At 57.3% G+C, this 17,364-nt stretch carries 10 protein-coding genes; 9 read left to right on the top strand and 1 reads right to left on the bottom strand.

Going from position 1 to position 17,364, the window contains the following annotated elements:
- Positions 1-85: 85 nt before the first annotated feature.
- Positions 86-3,415: a diguanylate cyclase gene (locus ACLHV8_RS14330; RefSeq protein WP_208594254.1), complete on the top strand. Its 3,330-nt coding sequence runs from the start codon at positions 86-88 to the stop codon at positions 3,413-3,415.
- Here the strand turns inward: ACLHV8_RS14330 and alkA are convergent.
- On the bottom strand, positions 3,380-4,252 hold the full coding sequence (gene alkA / locus ACLHV8_RS14335; RefSeq protein WP_208594253.1) for a DNA-3-methyladenine glycosylase 2: 873 nt from the start codon (positions 4,250-4,252) through the stop codon (positions 3,380-3,382). The genes ACLHV8_RS14330 and alkA overlap by 36 nt on opposite strands.
- Before the next feature lie 130 nt (positions 4,253-4,382).
- Between alkA and yegD the strand changes: the two genes are divergently transcribed.
- From yegD to ACLHV8_RS14375, 8 genes are all read left to right on the top strand, one after another.
- Positions 4,383-5,735 (top strand): molecular chaperone, encoded by a 1,353-nt coding sequence (gene yegD / locus ACLHV8_RS14340; protein ID WP_208594252.1) that lies wholly within the window; start codon positions 4,383-4,385, stop codon positions 5,733-5,735.
- Positions 5,736-5,894: 159 nt separating this feature from the next.
- Complete coding sequence (locus ACLHV8_RS14345) at positions 5,895-7,097, top strand: MdtA/MuxA family multidrug efflux RND transporter periplasmic adaptor subunit (RefSeq protein ID WP_208594251.1); 1,203 nt, start codon at positions 5,895-5,897, stop codon at positions 7,095-7,097.
- Positions 7,097-10,219: an MdtB/MuxB family multidrug efflux RND transporter permease subunit gene (locus tag ACLHV8_RS14350; RefSeq protein ID WP_208594250.1), complete on the top strand. Its 3,123-nt coding sequence runs from the start codon at positions 7,097-7,099 to the stop codon at positions 10,217-10,219. Before ACLHV8_RS14345 ends, ACLHV8_RS14350 begins: the two co-directional genes overlap by 1 nt.
- On the top strand, positions 10,220-13,297 hold the full coding sequence (mdtC, locus tag ACLHV8_RS14355) for a multidrug efflux RND transporter permease subunit MdtC (RefSeq protein ID WP_208594249.1): 3,078 nt from the start codon (positions 10,220-10,222) through the stop codon (positions 13,295-13,297). It abuts the gene before it with no gap.
- Positions 13,298-14,713 carry an MFS transporter gene (locus tag ACLHV8_RS14360; protein WP_208594248.1) on the top strand — a complete coding sequence of 472 codons (1,416 nt, stop codon included), beginning with the start codon at positions 13,298-13,300 and terminating at the stop codon, positions 14,711-14,713.
- Positions 14,710-16,113, top strand: a complete 1,404-nt coding sequence (baeS, locus tag ACLHV8_RS14365; protein WP_028016355.1) for a two-component system sensor histidine kinase BaeS — start codon at positions 14,710-14,712, stop codon at positions 16,111-16,113. The genes ACLHV8_RS14360 and baeS overlap by 4 nt, the downstream gene beginning before the upstream one ends.
- Positions 16,110-16,832 (top strand): two-component system response regulator BaeR, encoded by a 723-nt coding sequence (baeR, locus tag ACLHV8_RS14370; RefSeq protein ID WP_028016354.1) that lies wholly within the window; start codon positions 16,110-16,112, stop codon positions 16,830-16,832. The genes baeS and baeR overlap by 4 nt, the downstream gene beginning before the upstream one ends.
- Before the next feature lie 134 nt (positions 16,833-16,966).
- Positions 16,967-17,299, top strand: a complete 333-nt coding sequence (locus ACLHV8_RS14375; protein ID WP_108090776.1) for a YegP family protein — start codon at positions 16,967-16,969, stop codon at positions 17,297-17,299.
- The last annotated feature ends 65 nt before the right edge of the window (positions 17,300-17,364 follow it).

The following is a 17,364-nucleotide window of genomic DNA, read 5'->3' on the forward strand; positions in this document are numbered from 1 at the left end:
TGTTTGTACTAGCATAAACCAAATTATCAAATTCACTCGTCCGGACTTCTTTCCTGGCGGCATGGCGTCTCTGGATAAAGCGGTAATGAATAAACAATACCAGCGGGTTTTGGTTACCACCCCACATCCTTTATTACGACTTGTCTGTCTGGGCCTGGTCACCTTTATCTTTACCTTATTTTCGCTTGAGCTAACTCGCTTCGGTACTCTGCTGGCGCCGCTCTGGTTTCCCACCGCCATCATGGTGGTGGCGTTTTACCGCCATGCAGGAAAAATGTGGCCGGGGATTGCTCTGGCCTGTTCGTTTGGCAATATTCTGGCTTCATGGATGTTGTTTTCGTGGGGGGCGACAAGCTTCATCTACCCCTCAATCAACGTGATTGAGGCTGTGATTGGCGCGTTGCTACTGCGCAAATTGCTCCCGTGGTATAACCCGCTGCAAAATCTGAATGACTGGATCCGTCTGGCCATTGGCAGCGCGCTGGTGCCACCACTGGTGGGCGGTGTTCTGGTCTATTGTCTGATCCCTACTCCAGAACCACTGCGTAATTTCCTCGTCTGGGTCTTGTCTGAAGCCATCGGTGCGCTGGCGCTGGTGCCGTTAGGATTGCTTTTTAAACCGCATTATCTGCTGCGCCATCGTGACCCGAGATTGCTGCTTGAAACGCTGACCACCATGGCGGTGACGTTAGTCCTCAGTTGGGCAGCCATTATCTGGCTGCCGTGGCCCTTTACCTGCGTTATCGTTCTGCTTATGTGGAGTGCCGTGCGCCTGCCGCGAATGGAAGCGTTCATGGTGTTTCTGGTCACCGTTATGGTGGTTTCCCTGATGATCGCCCGCAACCCTCTGGCGTTGACCACTCAACATACTAACGCCATGTTGAATGCGCCGTGGCTACCGTTCCTGATGCTGCTCCTGCCTGCCAACGTAATGACCATGGTGATGTATGCTTTCCGCGCAGAACGCAAACACATTACCGAGAGCGAGGAGCGTTTTCGTAACGCGATGGAGTATTCCGCTATCGGGATGGCGCTGGTCAGCATTGAGGGCAAATGGCTTCAGGCCAACAAGGCACTGTGCAACTTTCTCGGTTACAGCCAGAGTGAGCTCCAGTCGCTCACCTTCCAGCAGTTAACCTGGCCGGAAGATTTGCATACCGACCTGAAACAACTGGAGCAACTGGTCAACGGAGAGATTAATACCTACACCCTTGAGAAGCGCTACTACACGCGCAATGGAGAGGTGGTCTGGGCGCTTCTTGCTGTCTCTGTCGTGCGCCATACCGACGGTTCACCCCTCTATTTTATCGCGCAGATCGAAGATATTAACGACCTGAAACAGACCGAATGGGTCAACAAACGTCTGATGGAGCGTATTACGCTTGCCAACGAAGCGGGGGGGATCGGCATCTGGGAGTGGGATCTGGAGCCAGACATTATCAGCTGGGATAAGCGAATGTTCGAGCTGTATGAAATACCGCCGCACATCAAGCCCACCTGGCAACTCTGGCATGAAGCGATGCTGCCTGAGGATCGCGCGCATGCAGAAAAGGTGCTGCGGGACTCTCTGATCGCCCGTTTGCCGTTTAAGCTTGAATTCCGCATCCGCGTGAAGGAAGGCGTGCGACATATCCGCTCTCTGGCGAACCGGGTGCTGAACAAGCAGGGCGAAGTCGAACGCCTGCTCGGTATCAACATGGACATGACCGAAGTTAAGCAACTCAACGAGGCCCTGTTCCAGGAAAAAGAGCGTCTGCACATAACCCTCGACTCCATCGGCGAAGCGGTGCTGTGCACCGATATCAACATGAATGTCACCTTCATGAACCCGGTTGCCGAGAAAATGAGTGGCTGGCTGCAGACCGAAGCTATCGGTCAGCCCATCCTGCGGGTGCTGCATATTACCTTTGGTGAAAAAGGGCCGCTGATGGAGAACATTCATAGCGGTGATATGTCCCGTTCCGATATCGATCAGGACGTGGTCCTGAACTGCCGCACCGGCGGTAATTTTGATATTCATTACAGCATTACGCCGCTCAGCACACTGGACGGACAAAACATTGGCTCGGTTATCGTGATTCAGGATGTGACAGAGTCGCGCAAAATGTTGCGCCAGTTGAGTTACAGCGCCTCCCACGATGCCCTGACCCACCTGGCAAACCGGGTTAGCTTTGAAAATCATCTCAAACGGCTCTTGCAGACCGTTCGCGAAACGCGCCAGCGTCATGCTCTGGTCTTTATCGATCTTGATCGTTTCAAAGCGGTCAACGATACGGCAGGCCATGCCGCAGGTGATGCCCTGCTCAGGGAGCTCTCTTCATTAATGTTGACCATGCTTCGCTCGAGTGATGTGCTGGCGCGTCTGGGCGGGGACGAATTCGGTTTGCTGTTGCCGGACTGCAACATAGAGAGCGCACGTTATATCGCCAGCCGCCTGATCCATACCATCAATGGCTATCACTTTATGTGGGAAGGACGCCTGCACAGAATTGGTGCCAGCGCAGGTATCACGTTGATTGATGAAAATAATCATCAGGCATCGGAGATCATGTCACAGGCTGATATCGCCTGTTATGCCTCGAAAAACAGTGGGCGCGGCATCGTCACGGTTTACGAACCTCAGCAGGAGCGGGACCACAGCGCACGCAGCATGATGTCACTGGATGAACAGTGGCACATGATTAAAGACAATCATCTGATGATGATAGCCCGCAGTGTCGCCTCGCCACGCATACCGGAAAGCTGTAACTTCTGGCTCATTTCGTTACGCCTGTGGACCAGCCAGGGCGAAGTACAGGAAGAACACGCCTTCCGATCTGGCCTGGCGGAGCCTGAGCTGTTGCACGCTCTCGACAGACGGATCTTTAGTGAGTTTTTCCGTACCTCTGCCGCACAGGTCGCCAGTAAAGGTATGGGCGTTGCACTGCCGCTTTCTGAAGCCGGTTTGGCCAGCGTGACGCTGGTCGATGAACTTCTCGACCTGCTGGATAAAAGCCCACTGCCGGGCCGTCTTCTGCATCTGATCATCCCTGCCGATGTGGTGTGCAACCCAGATGAAAACCTGCAACGGGGGCTGCAAAAGCTTCGTCAGGCGGGTTGTCGCGTGATTTTCAGTCAGGTGGGGCGTGACATGAACGTCTTTACCCACCTGAGCGCGAATATGGCCGACTATCTAATGCTGGATGCGGAAGTGGTAACCAATGTTTATGGCAACCTGATGGATGAAATGATGGTGACTATCATCCAGGGCCATGCCCAGCGCCTGGGGATGAAAACCATCGCGGGTCCCTGTAATCAGCCGATCATGATGGATACACTCTCTGGCATCGGGCTCGATTTTATTTATGGTGACACGATTGCCGAGCCACAGCCGCTGGATCTACTTCTCAATACCAGTTATTTCGCTATCAACTGACGGCGCCCAGCCGTCGGTATACCAGATGTGCAGCAGCGCGTAAGAACGCCAGGGCTGCCAGCGCTGAGCATAGCGACGAATTTGCGCTGGCGTCATCCCGGCAAAGCGTTGCTTAATCAGATAATCATCCGGCAGAAAAACATCCTTCGCCTGCCAGCCGCGCAGAGCCAGATAGTTTGCCGTCCAGCGCCCTATTCCAGGCCGCTGTTGCAAGGCCTTCATGCCTGCCTCAACATCCTCAGGTGGCGTCAGCGGAAACGTGCCTTCAATGACCGATTGCGCCAGATGAATCAACGACTCAGCGCGTTTGACCGGCATCCCGAGCGCTTTCAGCGCCAGCGGGTCCGTTGCGGCCAGCGCTTGTGGTGTGGGGAAGCAGAGATACCCCGGACAATCCGCGATCGGTTCGCCGCACAGCGCCACCACGCGCGAGGCCAGTTTCGCCGCCATCGCCACGCTCACCAGTTGCCCGAGAATCGCCCGCACGCCCTGTTCGTACGCGTCCATCGCCCCAGGCAAACGCAAGCCTGGCCGTGCAACGCCGAGATCGCCAAGCGTCTTGTGAATTTCATGCGGATCGCAGGCCAGATCGAACAGACGCCCAATACGTTCAAGACAGGTTTGCGCAACCGGGATTAACCCGGGGCTCAGCGTCACCTGTAGCGTGTGGGTCAGGTTATCCGGTGTGACGCGAAAGATCCCCTGGTGCCCCTCAAAGGCGAAACTGCGCTCGTAATAGTGTTCAGTGACGGTCTCAACGCCCTCTACCGCACGCGCGCCAAGAAAGCCAAACATCCATTGCCAGTCGTAAGGGGGTTGCCAGGTCAGGGTATACATTGTCGCTCCTTTTTTGTTCCCCTCAGCATAAACCGAAAGACCTTGTTTCGCCTTGCTTTCATATTCCTGTTGTCGCGATGCAGACATTTCGTTAAAGTCTCGCCCCTTCTCACTGGCATGGGGATTATTCGTGTTTATTGGATTTGATTACGGTACGGCAAACTGCTCGGTTGCAATTATGCAGGACGGACAGCCACAGCTCCTGAAAATGGAAAAAGAGAGTACGCTGCTGCCCTCAATGCTCTGCGCACCTACCCGCGAAGCGGTCAGCGAATGGCTGTTCCGCCATCATCAGGTTCCGGCCACCGCGTCGGAGACTCAGGCATTGCTGCGCCGCGCGGTCAGTTTTAACCGCGAGGAAGATATCGACGTTACGCCTTCCAGCGTGCAGTTCGGCCTCTCTTCGCTCGGGCACTACATCGAAGATCCCGAAGAGGTTTACTTCGTTAAATCACCAAAATCCTTCCTGGGTGCCAGCGGTCTGAAGCCACAGCAGGTGGCGATGTTTGAAGATCTGGTCTGCGCCATGATGCTGCACATTCGCAATCAGGCGCAAACCCAGGTGTCGCAAGCGATCGCCCAGGCGGTGATTGGCCGTCCGATCAACTTCCAGGGTCTGGGGGGAGATGACGCTAACCAGCAGGCGCAGGGTATCCTTGAACGTGCGGCGCACCGTGCAGGCTTCCGTGACGTGGTGTTCCAGTATGAGCCCGTTGCGGCGGGACTGGATTTTGAAGCCACACTGACGGAAGAGAAACGCGTATTAGTCGTGGATATCGGCGGCGGTACGACGGACTGCTCGCTGCTGCTGATGGGGCCACAATGGCATAACCGTCGCGACCGCGAAAACAGCTTGCTGGGGCACAGTGGCTGCCGTATCGGCGGTAACGATCTCGATATTGCCCTGGCGTTCAAGAGCCTGATGCCACTGCTCGGCATGGGCGGACAAACTGAAAAAGGTATCGCTCTGCCAATCCTGCCATGGTGGAACGCTATCGCGATTAACGACGTCCCGGCGCAGAGTGATTTTTACAGCACTGCAAATGGCCGTTTCCTGAACGACCTGGTACGCGACGCGCAGGACGCCGAAAAAGTCGCCCTGCTGTATAAAGTGTGGCGTCAGCGTCTTAGCTATCGCGTGGTACGTACCGCAGAAGAGAGCAAAATCGCCCTTTCCGACCGCGCTGAGCATGCGGTCTCCTTGCCGTTTATCAGCGACGATCTGGCCACTGCGATTTCTCAGGACGGGCTGGAGGCTGCGCTCGCGCAGCCGCTGCAGCGTATTCTGGAGCAGGTGCAGCTGGCGCTGGAAAACGGCAAAGAGAAACCGGACGTTATCTATCTGACCGGGGGGAGCGCGCGTTCACCGCTGATCAAAAAAGCGCTGGCGGAACAGCTGCCGGGCATTCCGATTGCGGGTGGCGATGACTTTGGTTCCGTTACCGCCGGTCTGGCGCGCTGGGCGCAGGTGATGTTTAGCTAGTCTCATTGTGCCGGGTGGCGTATCCGCTCCACCCGGCTAAAAAGAGCACCATACTCAGACCATTCCTGACAGTCTTCCATATTTCCTCCATTTTTCCGCTGTGTTACCTGACTAAACTAGTATCATTCCCCGAAGTATTCAGGATGAGAACGTATAACGATGAAAGGCCGTAATAAATCCCGCTGGGCAATCGCCGCTGGCATCATTGTGGTGGTTCTTGCCGCCGCCTGGTACTGGCACAGTCAATCCGCAAACTCCGCAGCACCCGCGGGTGCCACCAGCCAGCCACAGCGCCCGACGGGCGGAGGGCGTCACGGTATGCGCGGCGGTGCGCTGGCACCTGTACAGGCAGCTACGGCAGTGAATAAAGCCGTTCCGCGCTATCTTACAGGTCTTGGGACGATTACCGCCGCCAACACCGTAACAGTACGCAGTCGCGTCGACGGCCAGCTGATGGCCATTCACTTCCAGGAAGGTCAGCAGGTCAAAGCGGGCGATCTGTTGGCGGAAATCGACCCGAGCCAGTTCAAGGTGGCGCTGGCCCAGGCGCAGGGACAGCTCGCAAAGGACAACGCCACGCTCGCCAATGCCCGGCGCGATTTAGCGCGTTACCAGCAGCTGGTCAAAACCAACCTGGTATCGCGGCAGGAGCTGGACACCCAGCAGTCGCTGGTCAGCGAAACGCAGGGCACCACTAAAGCCGATGAAGCTGCCGTCGCCAGTGCACAGCTGCAGCTGGACTGGAGCCGCATCACCGCGCCGATTGACGGGCGCGTGGGCCTGAAGCAGGTCGATATCGGTAACCAAATCTCAAGTGGCGACACCACGGGCATCGTAGTGATCACCCAAACCCACCCGATTGATTTAGTCTTTACCCTGCCGGAAAGCGACATTGCGACCGTGGTGCAGGCGCAAAAAGCCGGTAAAGGCCTGGTGGTGGAAGCCTGGGACCGTACCAACAAGCAGAAACTCAGCGAAGGTTCCCTGCTCAGTCTGGACAACCAGATCGATACCACCACCGGCACCATCAAGCTCAAAGCACGGTTTAATAATCAGGACGACGCCCTCTTCCCGAACCAGTTCGTCAATGCGCGCATGCTGGTTGCGACCGAAGAAAACGCGGTGGTGATCCCATCGGCGGCACTGCAGATGGGTAATGAAGGGAACTTTGTCTGGGTACTGAACAGCGACAATAAAGTCAGTAAACATCTGGTGAAAACCGGGATTCAGGACAGCCAGATGGTGGTCATCAGCGCCGGACTTTCCGCGGGCGACCGCGTGGTCACCGACGGCATTGACCGTCTGACCGAAGGGGCGAAAGTGGAAGTGGTTGAGCCTGCGAAACAAGGGGAGAAAGCCTGATGCAGGTCATGCCTCCAGACTCGACAGGTGGGCCGTCACGCCTGTTCATTTTACGTCCCGTCGCTACCACGCTGCTGATGGTGGCAATTCTGCTGGCCGGGATTATCGGCTATCGCTTTCTGCCCGTTTCGGCGCTCCCGGAAGTGGATTACCCCACCATTCAGGTGGTAACGCTTTATCCTGGCGCCAGCCCGGACGTGGTGACGTCAGCCATTACCGCGCCGCTGGAGCGTCAGTTCGGTCAAATGTCTGGCCTGAAGCAGATGTCCTCCCAGAGTTCCGGTGGCGCATCCGTCGTGACGCTCCAGTTCCAACTGACGCTGTCACTGGATGTCGCCGAGCAGGAGGTACAGGCCGCCATCAACGCGGCCACCAACCTGCTGCCGTCAGACCTGCCTAATCCACCGGTCTACAGCAAAGTGAACCCGGCGGATCCGCCGATCATGACGCTGGCCGTGACCTCCTCCGCCATGCCGATGACGCAGGTGGAAGATATGGTCGAAACCCGCGTGGCGCAGAAGATTTCTCAGGTTTCCGGCGTTGGCCTCGTCACGCTGGCGGGCGGGCAACGCCCGGCGGTACGCGTGAAGCTCAACGCCCAGGCGATTGCCGCTCTGGGGTTGACCAGCGAAACCATTCGCAGCGCCATCAGCAATGCTAACGTCAACTCGGCGAAGGGCTCGCTGGACGGACCAACCCGTGCCGTTACGCTCTCCGCGAACGACCAGATGCAGTCCGCCGATGAATACCGTCAGCTGATTATCGCCTACCAGAACGGTGCGCCGGTGCGTCTGGGTGATGTGGCGACCGTCGAACAAGGAGCGGAAAACAGCTGGCTGGGTGCCTGGGCCAACAAACAGCAGGCGATCGTGATGAACGTCCAGCGTCAGCCGGGCGCAAACATCATTGAAACCGCAGACAGCATTCGCACCATGCTGCCACAGCTGATCGAAAGCCTGCCGAAATCGGTCAGCGTGAAGGTGCTTTCCGACCGTACCACGAATATTCGCGCGTCGGTCACCGACACCCAGTTCGAGCTGATGCTGGCGATTGCGCTGGTGGTGATGATTATCTATCTGTTCCTGCGCAACGTTCCGGCAACCATCATTCCCGCCGTCGCCGTCCCGCTCTCGCTGGTGGGGACGTTTGCGGTGATGGTGTTCCTCGATTTCTCAATCAATAACCTGACGCTGATGGCGCTCACCATCGCCACCGGGTTCGTGGTGGATGATGCCATCGTGGTTATCGAGAACATCTCGCGCTATATCGAGAAAGGGGAAAAACCGCTGGCGGCCGCGCTAAAAGGTGCGGGTGAGATCGGCTTTACCATTATCTCGTTGACCTTCTCGCTGATTGCGGTGCTGATCCCGCTGCTGTTTATGGGCGATATCGTCGGCCGTCTGTTCCGCGAGTTTGCCGTGACCCTTGCTGTCGCCATATTGATTTCTGCGGTCGTCTCGCTGACGCTGACCCCGATGATGTGCGCCCGCATGCTAAGCCATGAGTCCCTGCGCAAGCAAAACCGTTTCTCCCGCGCCTCCGAACGCATGTTTGAACGTATTATCGCGGCGTACGGACGTCTGCTGGCGAAAGTGCTCAACCATCCGTGGGCAACGCTCGGCGTGGCACTCGGTACGCTGGCGCTCAGCGTCTTACTGTGGATCGTGATCCCGAAGGGCTTTTTCCCGGTTCAGGACAACGGCATTATTCAGGGCACGCTTCAGGCACCGCAGTCGGTCTCCTTCGCTAACATGGCCCAGCGGCAGCAGCAGGTATCTGAGATCATCATGAAAGATCCGGCGGTGGAGAGCCTGACCTCCTATGTCGGCGTGGATGGCACCAACCCCTCTCTGAACAGCGCACGTCTGCAGATCAACCTTAAGCCATTGAGTCAGCGCGACGATCGCGTAAACGCGGTGATTGAACGTCTGCAAGAGTCCGTGGCGCGCGTGCCTGGCGTGGAACTGTATCTGCAGCCGATTCAGGATTTGACCATTGATACCCAGGTCAGCCGCACCCAGTACCAGTTCACGCTGCAGGCCACCACGCTTGATGCCCTCAGCACCTGGGTACCGCAGCTGGTGGATAAGCTAAAAACCCTGCCGCAGCTCTCTGACGTCAGCAGCGACTGGCAGGACAAAGGTCTGGCAGCGTATGTGAATGTGAATCGTGACACCGCCAGCCGTCTGGGCATCACGATGGCAGACGTCGATAACGCGCTGTATAACGCCTTTGGGCAGCGACTGATCTCCACGATTTACACTCAGGCGAATCAGTATCGCGTGGTGCTGGAGCACAACACCGAGCACACGCCTGGCCTGGCGGGGCTGGACTCGGTACGCCTGACCAGCAAAGACGGGGGAATTGTGCCATTAAGCGCCATCTCGACCGTGGAAGAGCGCTATACCCCGCTGTCGATTAACCATCTGGACCAGTTCCCGTCCACCACCATTTCTTTCAACGTACCGGATAACTATTCTCTTGGCGAAGCCGTGGAAGCGATTCTGGCCGCAGAGAAAACGCTGAGCTTCCCGTCCGATATTCAGACCCAGTTCCAGGGCAGTACGCTGGCGTTTCAGGCGGCGCTCGGCAACACCATCTGGCTGATTGTCGCGGCGGTGGTCGCAATGTATATCGTGCTCGGCGTGCTGTATGAAAGCTTTATCCATCCGATCACCATCCTCTCTACCCTGCCGACGGCAGGTGTCGGGGCTCTGCTGGCATTGATGCTGGCGGGTAGCGAGCTGGATGTGATTGCGATTATCGGCATCATCCTGCTTATCGGGATCGTGAAGAAAAACGCCATTATGATGATCGACTTTGCTCTTGCTGCCGAGCGCGAGCAGGGGATGAACCCGCGCGATGCGATTTTCCAGGCCTGCCTGCTGCGTTTTCGTCCGATCCTGATGACCACCCTGGCCGCCCTGCTGGGCGCGCTGCCGCTGATGCTCAGTGCCGGCGTCGGCGCGGAGCTGCGTCGTCCTCTGGGGATCGGCATGGTCGGCGGTCTGCTGGTGAGCCAGGTGCTGACCCTCTTCACCACGCCGGTGATCTACCTGCTGTTCGACCGCCTGGCGCTGTGGACCAAAAGCCGCTTCCCGAAACGTGAAGAGGAGGCATAAGTGAAGTTTTTCGCTCTCTTCATTTATCGCCCGGTGGCGACGATTTTAATCTCGCTCGCCATCACCCTTTGCGGCGTACTGGGCTTCCGGCTGCTGCCGGTGGCTCCCCTGCCGCAGGTAGATTTTCCGGTGATCATGGTTAGCGCCTCGCTGCCTGGCGCATCGCCGGAAACGATGGCCTCGTCAGTCGCCACACCGCTGGAACGTTCACTCGGGCGGATTGCCGGAATTAATGAGATGACCTCCAGCAGCTCGCTAGGCAGCACGCGTATCATTCTGGAGTTCAGCTTCGATCGGGATATTAACGGTGCGGCACGCGACGTGCAGGCCGCCATTAACGCCGCGCAAAGCCTGCTCCCGAGCGGAATGCCGAGCCGCCCGACCTACCGCAAGGCAAACCCGTCCGACGCGCCGATCATGATCCTGACGCTGACCTCGGATACCTACTCGCAGGGGCAGCTTTACGACTTTGCGTCTACCCAGCTGGCGCAGACAATCTCACAAATTAACGGCGTCGGTGACGTGAGCGTCGGCGGGAGCTCCCTGCCCGCCGTGCGCGTGGGCTTAAACCCACAGGCGCTGTTCAACCAGGGCGTGTCGCTGGACGACGTGCGCTCCGCCATCAGCACTGCCAACGTCCGTAAACCGCAGGGTGCCGTCGAGAACAACAGCCATCGCTGGCAGATCCAGACGAACGACGAGCTAAAAACTGCCGCCGAATATCAGCCGCTGATCGTCCACTATAACAACGGTGCAGCGGTACGTTTAAGCGACGTGGCCAGCGTCACGGACTCGGTGCAGGACGTGCGTAACGCCGGGATGACCAACGCCAAACCGGCGATTTTGCTGATGATCCGCAAGCTGCCGGAAGCCAACATTATTGAGACGGTGAACAGCATTCGCGCGCGTCTTCCGGTGTTGCAGGAGACGATCCCGGCTGAGATCAATTTGCAGATTGCCCAGGATCGCTCCCCAACCATTCGCGCCTCGCTTGAAGAGGTGGAGCAAACCCTGGTTATCTCCGTCGCGCTGGTGATCCTGGTGGTCTTCCTGTTCCTGCGATCCGGCCGCGCGACGCTGATCCCGGCAGTCGCCGTACCGGTGTCGCTGATTGGTACCTTTGCCGCCATGTATCTGTGTGGCTTTAGCCTCAACAACCTGTCGCTGATGGCCTTGACCATCGCAACGGGATTTGTGGTCGATGACGCCATCGTGGTGCTGGAAAATATATCCCGCCATCTGGAAGCAGGTGTCAAACCGCTACAGGCGGCGCTTCAGGGAACGCGCGAGGTGGGCTTTACGGTGCTCTCCATGAGCCTGTCGCTGGTGGCGGTGTTCCTGCCACTGCTGCTGATGGGCGGGCTGCCGGGCCGGTTACTGCGGGAGTTTGCCGTCACCCTCTCCGTCGCTATCGGTATTTCGCTGATCATCTCCCTTACGCTCACGCCAATGATGTGCGGCTGGATGTTAAAACGCAGCCAACCGCACTCGCAGCCGCGCCGTAAAGGCTTTGGTCGCATCCTGATGGCCATACAGGAGCGCTACGGCAAATCACTGAAATGGGTGCTGAACCATACCCGCCTGGTCGGCCTGGTGCTCATCGGTACCATTGTGCTCAACGTCTGGATGTACATCACCATCCCGAAAACCTTCTTCCCGGAACAGGATACCGGGGTGTTGATGGGCGGTATTCAGGCTGACCAGAGCATTTCGTTCCAGGCGATGCGCGGCAAGCTGCAGGACTTTATGAAGATCATTCGTGAAGACAAAGCCGTGGATAACGTCACCGGCTTTACAGGCGGGTCGCGCGTCAACAGCGGGATGATGTTTATTACTCTGAAACCGCGCGGAGAGCGCAACGAAACCGCCCAGCAGGTGATTGACCGTCTTAGGGTGAAACTCGCCAAAGAGCCCGGTGCCAATCTGTTTTTGATGGCCGTTCAGGATATCCGCGTTGGCGGGCGTCAGGCGAATGCCAGCTATCAGTACACGCTGCTCTCTGATGATTTAGCGGCCCTGCGCGAGTGGGAGCCGAAGATCCGCAAGGCGCTGGCCGCCCTGCCGGAGCTGGCGGACGTGAATTCCGATCAGCAGGACAACGGTGCAGAGATGGCCCTGACCTACGACCGCGAGACCATGTCACGTCTGGGCATTAATGTTGAAGCCGCCAACAGCCTGCTGAACAATGCCTTCGGTCAGCGCGAGATCTCCACCATCTATCAGCCGATGAACCAGTATAAAGTGGTGATGGAAGTTGATCCGCGTTACACCCAGGACATTAGTGCCCTGGATAAAATGTTTGTAATCAATAACGACGGCAAGGCGATACCGCTCTCATACTTTGCCAGCTGGCGGCCTGCCAACGCGCCGCTGTCGGTGAACCATCAGGGGTTGTCGGCAGCATCGACCATCTCCTTTAACCTGCCAGCCGGTTCATCACTTTCCGAGGCCAGTGATGCGATCAACCGCGCGATGACACAGCTTGGCGTGCCGTCTACCGTACGCGGTAGCTTTGCCGGAACGGCGCAGGTATTCCAGGACACAATGAACTCGCAGGTGATTTTGATCCTGGCCGCCATTGCCACGGTCTATATTGTGCTTGGCGTACTGTATGAGAGTTACGTTCATCCGCTGACGATCCTCTCGACGCTGCCGTCGGCAGGTGTCGGGGCATTGCTTGCGCTGGAGTTGTTTGGTGCGCCATTCAGCTTAATCGCCTTAATCGGGATCATGCTATTAATCGGCATTGTGAAGAAAAATGCGATCATGATGGTGGACTTCGCGCTGGATGCTCAGCGTAACGGCAACCTGTCGCCAGAAGAGGCGATATACCAGGCCTGTCTGCTGCGTTTTCGTCCGATCATGATGACCACCCTGGCGGCGCTGTTTGGCGCGCTGCCGCTGGTTATCTCGGGCGGAGACGGCTCAGAGCTGCGCCAGCCGCTGGGGATCACCATTGTCGGCGGTCTGGTCATGAGCCAGCTGCTGACGCTGTACACCACGCCGGTGGTCTATCTGTTCTTTGACCGTCTGCGACTGCGTTTTTCGCGGAAAAACAGAACTACGGTGACCGAATAAATGACCGACCTCCCCGCTAACGTTCGCTGGCAACTATGGATTGTCGCCTTCGGCTTCTTTATGCAGTCGCTGGACACGACCATCGTCAATACCGCCCTCCCCTCGATGGCGAAAAGTCTGGGAGAGAGTCCGCTGCATATGCATATGGTGATTGTCTCCTACGTACTGACGGTTGCGGTGATGCTGCCGGCCAGCGGCTGGCTGGCGGACAAAGTCGGCGTGCGGAATATCTTCTTTACCGCGATCGTCTTGTTTACCACGGGTTCGCTGTTTTGCGCTCAGGCCAACACCCTCGACCAGCTAATCATGGCGCGGGTGTTGCAGGGCGTTGGCGGGGCGATGATGGTCCCCGTCGGAAGGTTAACAGTTATGAAAATTGTTCCACGTGAGCAATACATGGCGGCAATGACCTTTGTGACCCTTCCCGGTCAGGTGGGGCCGCTGCTGGGCCCGGCGCTGGGCGGTATGCTGGTGGAATACGCGTCCTGGCACTGGATATTCTTAATCAACCTTCCTGTTGGCATCATCGGTGCCATTGCCACGCTGATGCTGATGCCTAACTACACCATGCAAACCCGACGCTTTGATTTCTTTGGTTTTATCCTGCTGGCGGGAGGAATGGCAACGCTGACGCTGGCACTCGACGGACAAAAAGGTCTTGGGATTTCGCCCCTGACGCTCGGGCTCCTGATCGCGCTCGGCGTTACCGCCATACTGTGGTACCTGTGGCACGCCAGACGTAACGATAAAGCGCTGTTCAGCCTGAACTTGTTTAAAAACCCGACCTATCGCCTTGGCCTGTTCGGCAGCTTCGCCGGGCGAGTCGGCAGCGGCATGCTGCCGTTTATGACACCCGTTTTCCTGCAAATCGGGATGGGATTTTCGCCGTTCCACGCGGGCCTGATGATGATCCCGATGGTGCTCGGTAGCATGGGAATGAAGCGAATCGTGGTGCAGGTAGTGAACCGCTTTGGCTACCGTCACGTGCTGGTAACCGCCACGCTGGGTCTGGGGCTGGTCAGCCTGCTGTTTATGGCCGTGGCGCTGATGGGCTGGTACTACGTTCTGCCGCTGGTGCTGTTCTGCCAGGGGATCATTAACTCCATGCGCTTCTCGTCGATGAACACGCTGACGCTGAAGGACCTGCCGGACGATCTGGCGAGCAGCGGCAACAGCCTGCTGTCGATGGTTATGCAACTGTCGATGAGCGTGGGCGTCACCGTAGCGGGTTTACTGCTCGGTATGTACGGACAACACCATCTCAGCGTTGATACCCCGGTCGCGCATCAGGTCTTTTTATACACCTATCTCAGCATGGCGGTCATCATCGCCCTGCCCGCTTTCATCTTCGCCAGAGTGCCTGATGATACCAGCCAGAATGTCGTTATCCGGCGCAGTAAAAGGAGTGAATCATGAAATTCTGGCGACCGGGCATTACCGGTAAGCTCTTTGTCGCAATATTTGCCACCTGTATTGTCCTGCTGATCACCATGCACTGGGCCGTGCGGATCAGCTTTGAGCGCGGTTTTATTGATTACATCAAGCATGGCAATGAACAGCGTTTACAGGGCTTAAGCGATGCGCTGAGTGAACAGTACGCCCAGCACGGCAACTGGCGTTTTCTGCGCAACAACGACCGCTTTATTTTCCAGATCTTGCGCTCGCTTGAGCATGACACCGGTGACGATCGCCCTGGGCCTGGCATGCCCCCGCACGGCTGGCGCACGCAGTTCTGGGTGATCGATCAGGATATGCGCCCGCTGGTTGGCCCGCGCGCGCCGATTCCGCCGGACGGCACCCGTCGTGCGATCAAAGTGAATAACGCTACCGTCGGCTGGGTTATCGCCTCGCCGGTGGAGCGCCTGACGCGTAATACCGATATTAACTTTGACCGTCAGCAGCGTCGGACAAGCTGGCTGATTGTCGCCCTCTCCACCCTGCTCGCCGCGCTTGCCACCTTCCCGCTGGCGCGCGGTCTGCTCGCCCCGGTGAAACGGCTGGTGGAGGGCACGCACAAGCTGGCCGCCGGGGATTTCACGACCCGCGTCGATACCCGCAGCCAGGATGAACTGGGTAAGCTGGCTCAGGACTTTAACCAGCTCGCCAGTACCCTGGAGAAAAACCAGCAGATGCGCCGCGATTTTATGGCCGACATTTCGCACGAGCTGCGCACCCCTCTGGCGGTGCTGCGCGGCGAGCTGGAGGCCATTCAGGATGGTGTACGCCAGTTCACGCCTGAATCGGTGGCCTCATTGCAGGCCGAAGTGGGCACGCTCACCAAACTGGTGGATGACCTCCACCAGCTCTCTATGTCCGACGAAGGGGCGCTGGCCTACCAGAAAGCGCCCGTCGACGTGATTAGCGTCCTGGAAGTCACCACCGGTGCTTTCAGGGAACGTTTTGCCAGCCGCAATCTGAAAATTGATCTCTCCTTGCCAGACAGCGCGGTGGTGTTTGGCGACAAAGACCGGCTGATGCAGCTTTTCAACAACCTGCTGGAAAACAGCCTGCGCTACACCGACAGCGGTGGCGGGCTGCATATCTCCGGCAAACAGGAAAACGGGAACTTTGCCCTAACCTTTGCCGATTCCACCCCCGGCGTGCAGGACGCACAGCTGGAAAAACTGTTTGAGCGTTTCTACCGTACCGAAGGCTCGCGCAACCGTGCCAGCGGCGGTTCCGGTCTGGGACTGGCAATTTGCGTTAACATCGTTGAGGCGCATAATGGCACGATCCGCGCCGCCCATTCGCCTTTTGGCGGGGTTAGCATTACAGTAGAGTTACCTCTGGAACGGGATTTATCGAGAGAAGCATGACCGAGTTACCGATTGACGAAAACACGCCGCGCATTTTGATTGTGGAAGATGAGCCGAAACTTGGGCAGTTACTGATCGACTATTTACGCGCGGCAAGCTATGCCCCGTCGCTGATTAATCATGGCGACCAGGTGCTGCCGTACGTGCGCCAGACGCCGCCGGACCTGATCCTGCTGGATCTGATGCTCCCCGGTACCGATGGCCTGACCCTGTGCCGGGAAATTCGTCGCTTCTCCGACGTGCCCATCGTCATGGTCACTGCCAAAATTGAAGAGATTGACCGCCTGCTGGGGCTCGAAATCGGTGCAGATGATTACATCTGTAAACCCTACAGCCCACGTGAAGTCGTCGCCCGCGTGAAAACCATTCTGCGCCGCTGCAAGCCTCATCGTGAACTGCAGGTGCTGGACGCAGAAAGTCCGCTGATTGTGGATGAAAGCCGTTTTCAGGCGAGCTGGCGTAACAAGATGCTGGACCTGACCCCTGCTGAGTTCCGCCTGCTGAAAACCCTCTCCCACGAGCCGGGGAAAGTCTTCTCCCGCGAACAGTTGCTGAACCGCCTGTATGACGATTACCGGGTGGTGACCGACCGCACCATCGACAGCCATATCAAGAACCTGCGCCGTAAGCTGGAAGCGCTGGATGCCGAGCAGTCGTTTATTCGCGCGGTGTATGGCGTGGGGTATAGATGGGAAGCGGATGCATGCAGGATTGCGTGACATTTTCGCTATCAAACCCGCCACCGGCGGGTTTTTCATTTCTGGAATCCACACGATAATCAACCATACTCTCTTTACCGATGCGTTTATTTATCATCGGCACTGATAAATTCACTTTCGATCAAGGAGTTCTTATGTCTGGTTGGTTCGAATTAAGCAAAAGCAGTGATGGTCAGTTCAGGTTTGTTCTTAAAGCAGGGAACGCAGAAACCATTCTTACCAGTGAGCTGTACACCACCAAAAGTGCCGCTGAGAACGGTATTGCCTCCGTGCGCTCAAACAGCCCGCTGGAGGAACGTTATGAGAAGAAAACAGCCTCTAACGGCAAATTTTATTTCAACCTCAAAGCGGGCAATCATCAGGTAATTGGCACCAGCCAGATGTACGCATCTGAGCAATCGCGGGATAAGGGCATTGCATCAGTGAAAACTAATGGTCCGAGCCAGACCGTAAAAGACAACGCCTGACACAGTTTATACTCGCCGGGTTAGTGGCGTAACGCCCCGGCGCTTTACCTCCCCGTCCCGCAGCG

The sequence above is a fragment of the Enterobacter sp. CPE_E863 genome (assembly GCF_046521465.1).
Lineage (GTDB): Bacteria > Pseudomonadota > Gammaproteobacteria > Enterobacterales > Enterobacteriaceae > Enterobacter > Enterobacter adelaidei.

Coding starts and splice junctions, on each gene's coding strand:
- ACLHV8_RS14330 (WP_208594254.1), top strand. CDS start 86: ATGAATAAACAATACCAGCGGGTTTTGGTTACCACCCCACATCCTTTA.
- alkA (WP_208594253.1), bottom strand. CDS start 4,252: ATGTATACCCTGACCTGGCAACCCCCTTACGACTGGCAATGGATGTTT.
- ACLHV8_RS14345 (WP_208594251.1), top strand. CDS start 5,895: ATGAAAGGCCGTAATAAATCCCGCTGGGCAATCGCCGCTGGCATCATT.
- ACLHV8_RS14350 (WP_208594250.1), top strand. CDS start 7,097: ATGCAGGTCATGCCTCCAGACTCGACAGGTGGGCCGTCACGCCTGTTC.
- ACLHV8_RS14360 (WP_208594248.1), top strand. CDS start 13,298: ATGACCGACCTCCCCGCTAACGTTCGCTGGCAACTATGGATTGTCGCC.
- baeS (WP_028016355.1), top strand. CDS start 14,710: ATGAAATTCTGGCGACCGGGCATTACCGGTAAGCTCTTTGTCGCAATA.
- baeR (WP_028016354.1), top strand. CDS start 16,110: ATGACCGAGTTACCGATTGACGAAAACACGCCGCGCATTTTGATTGTG.
- ACLHV8_RS14375 (WP_108090776.1), top strand. CDS start 16,967: ATGTCTGGTTGGTTCGAATTAAGCAAAAGCAGTGATGGTCAGTTCAGG.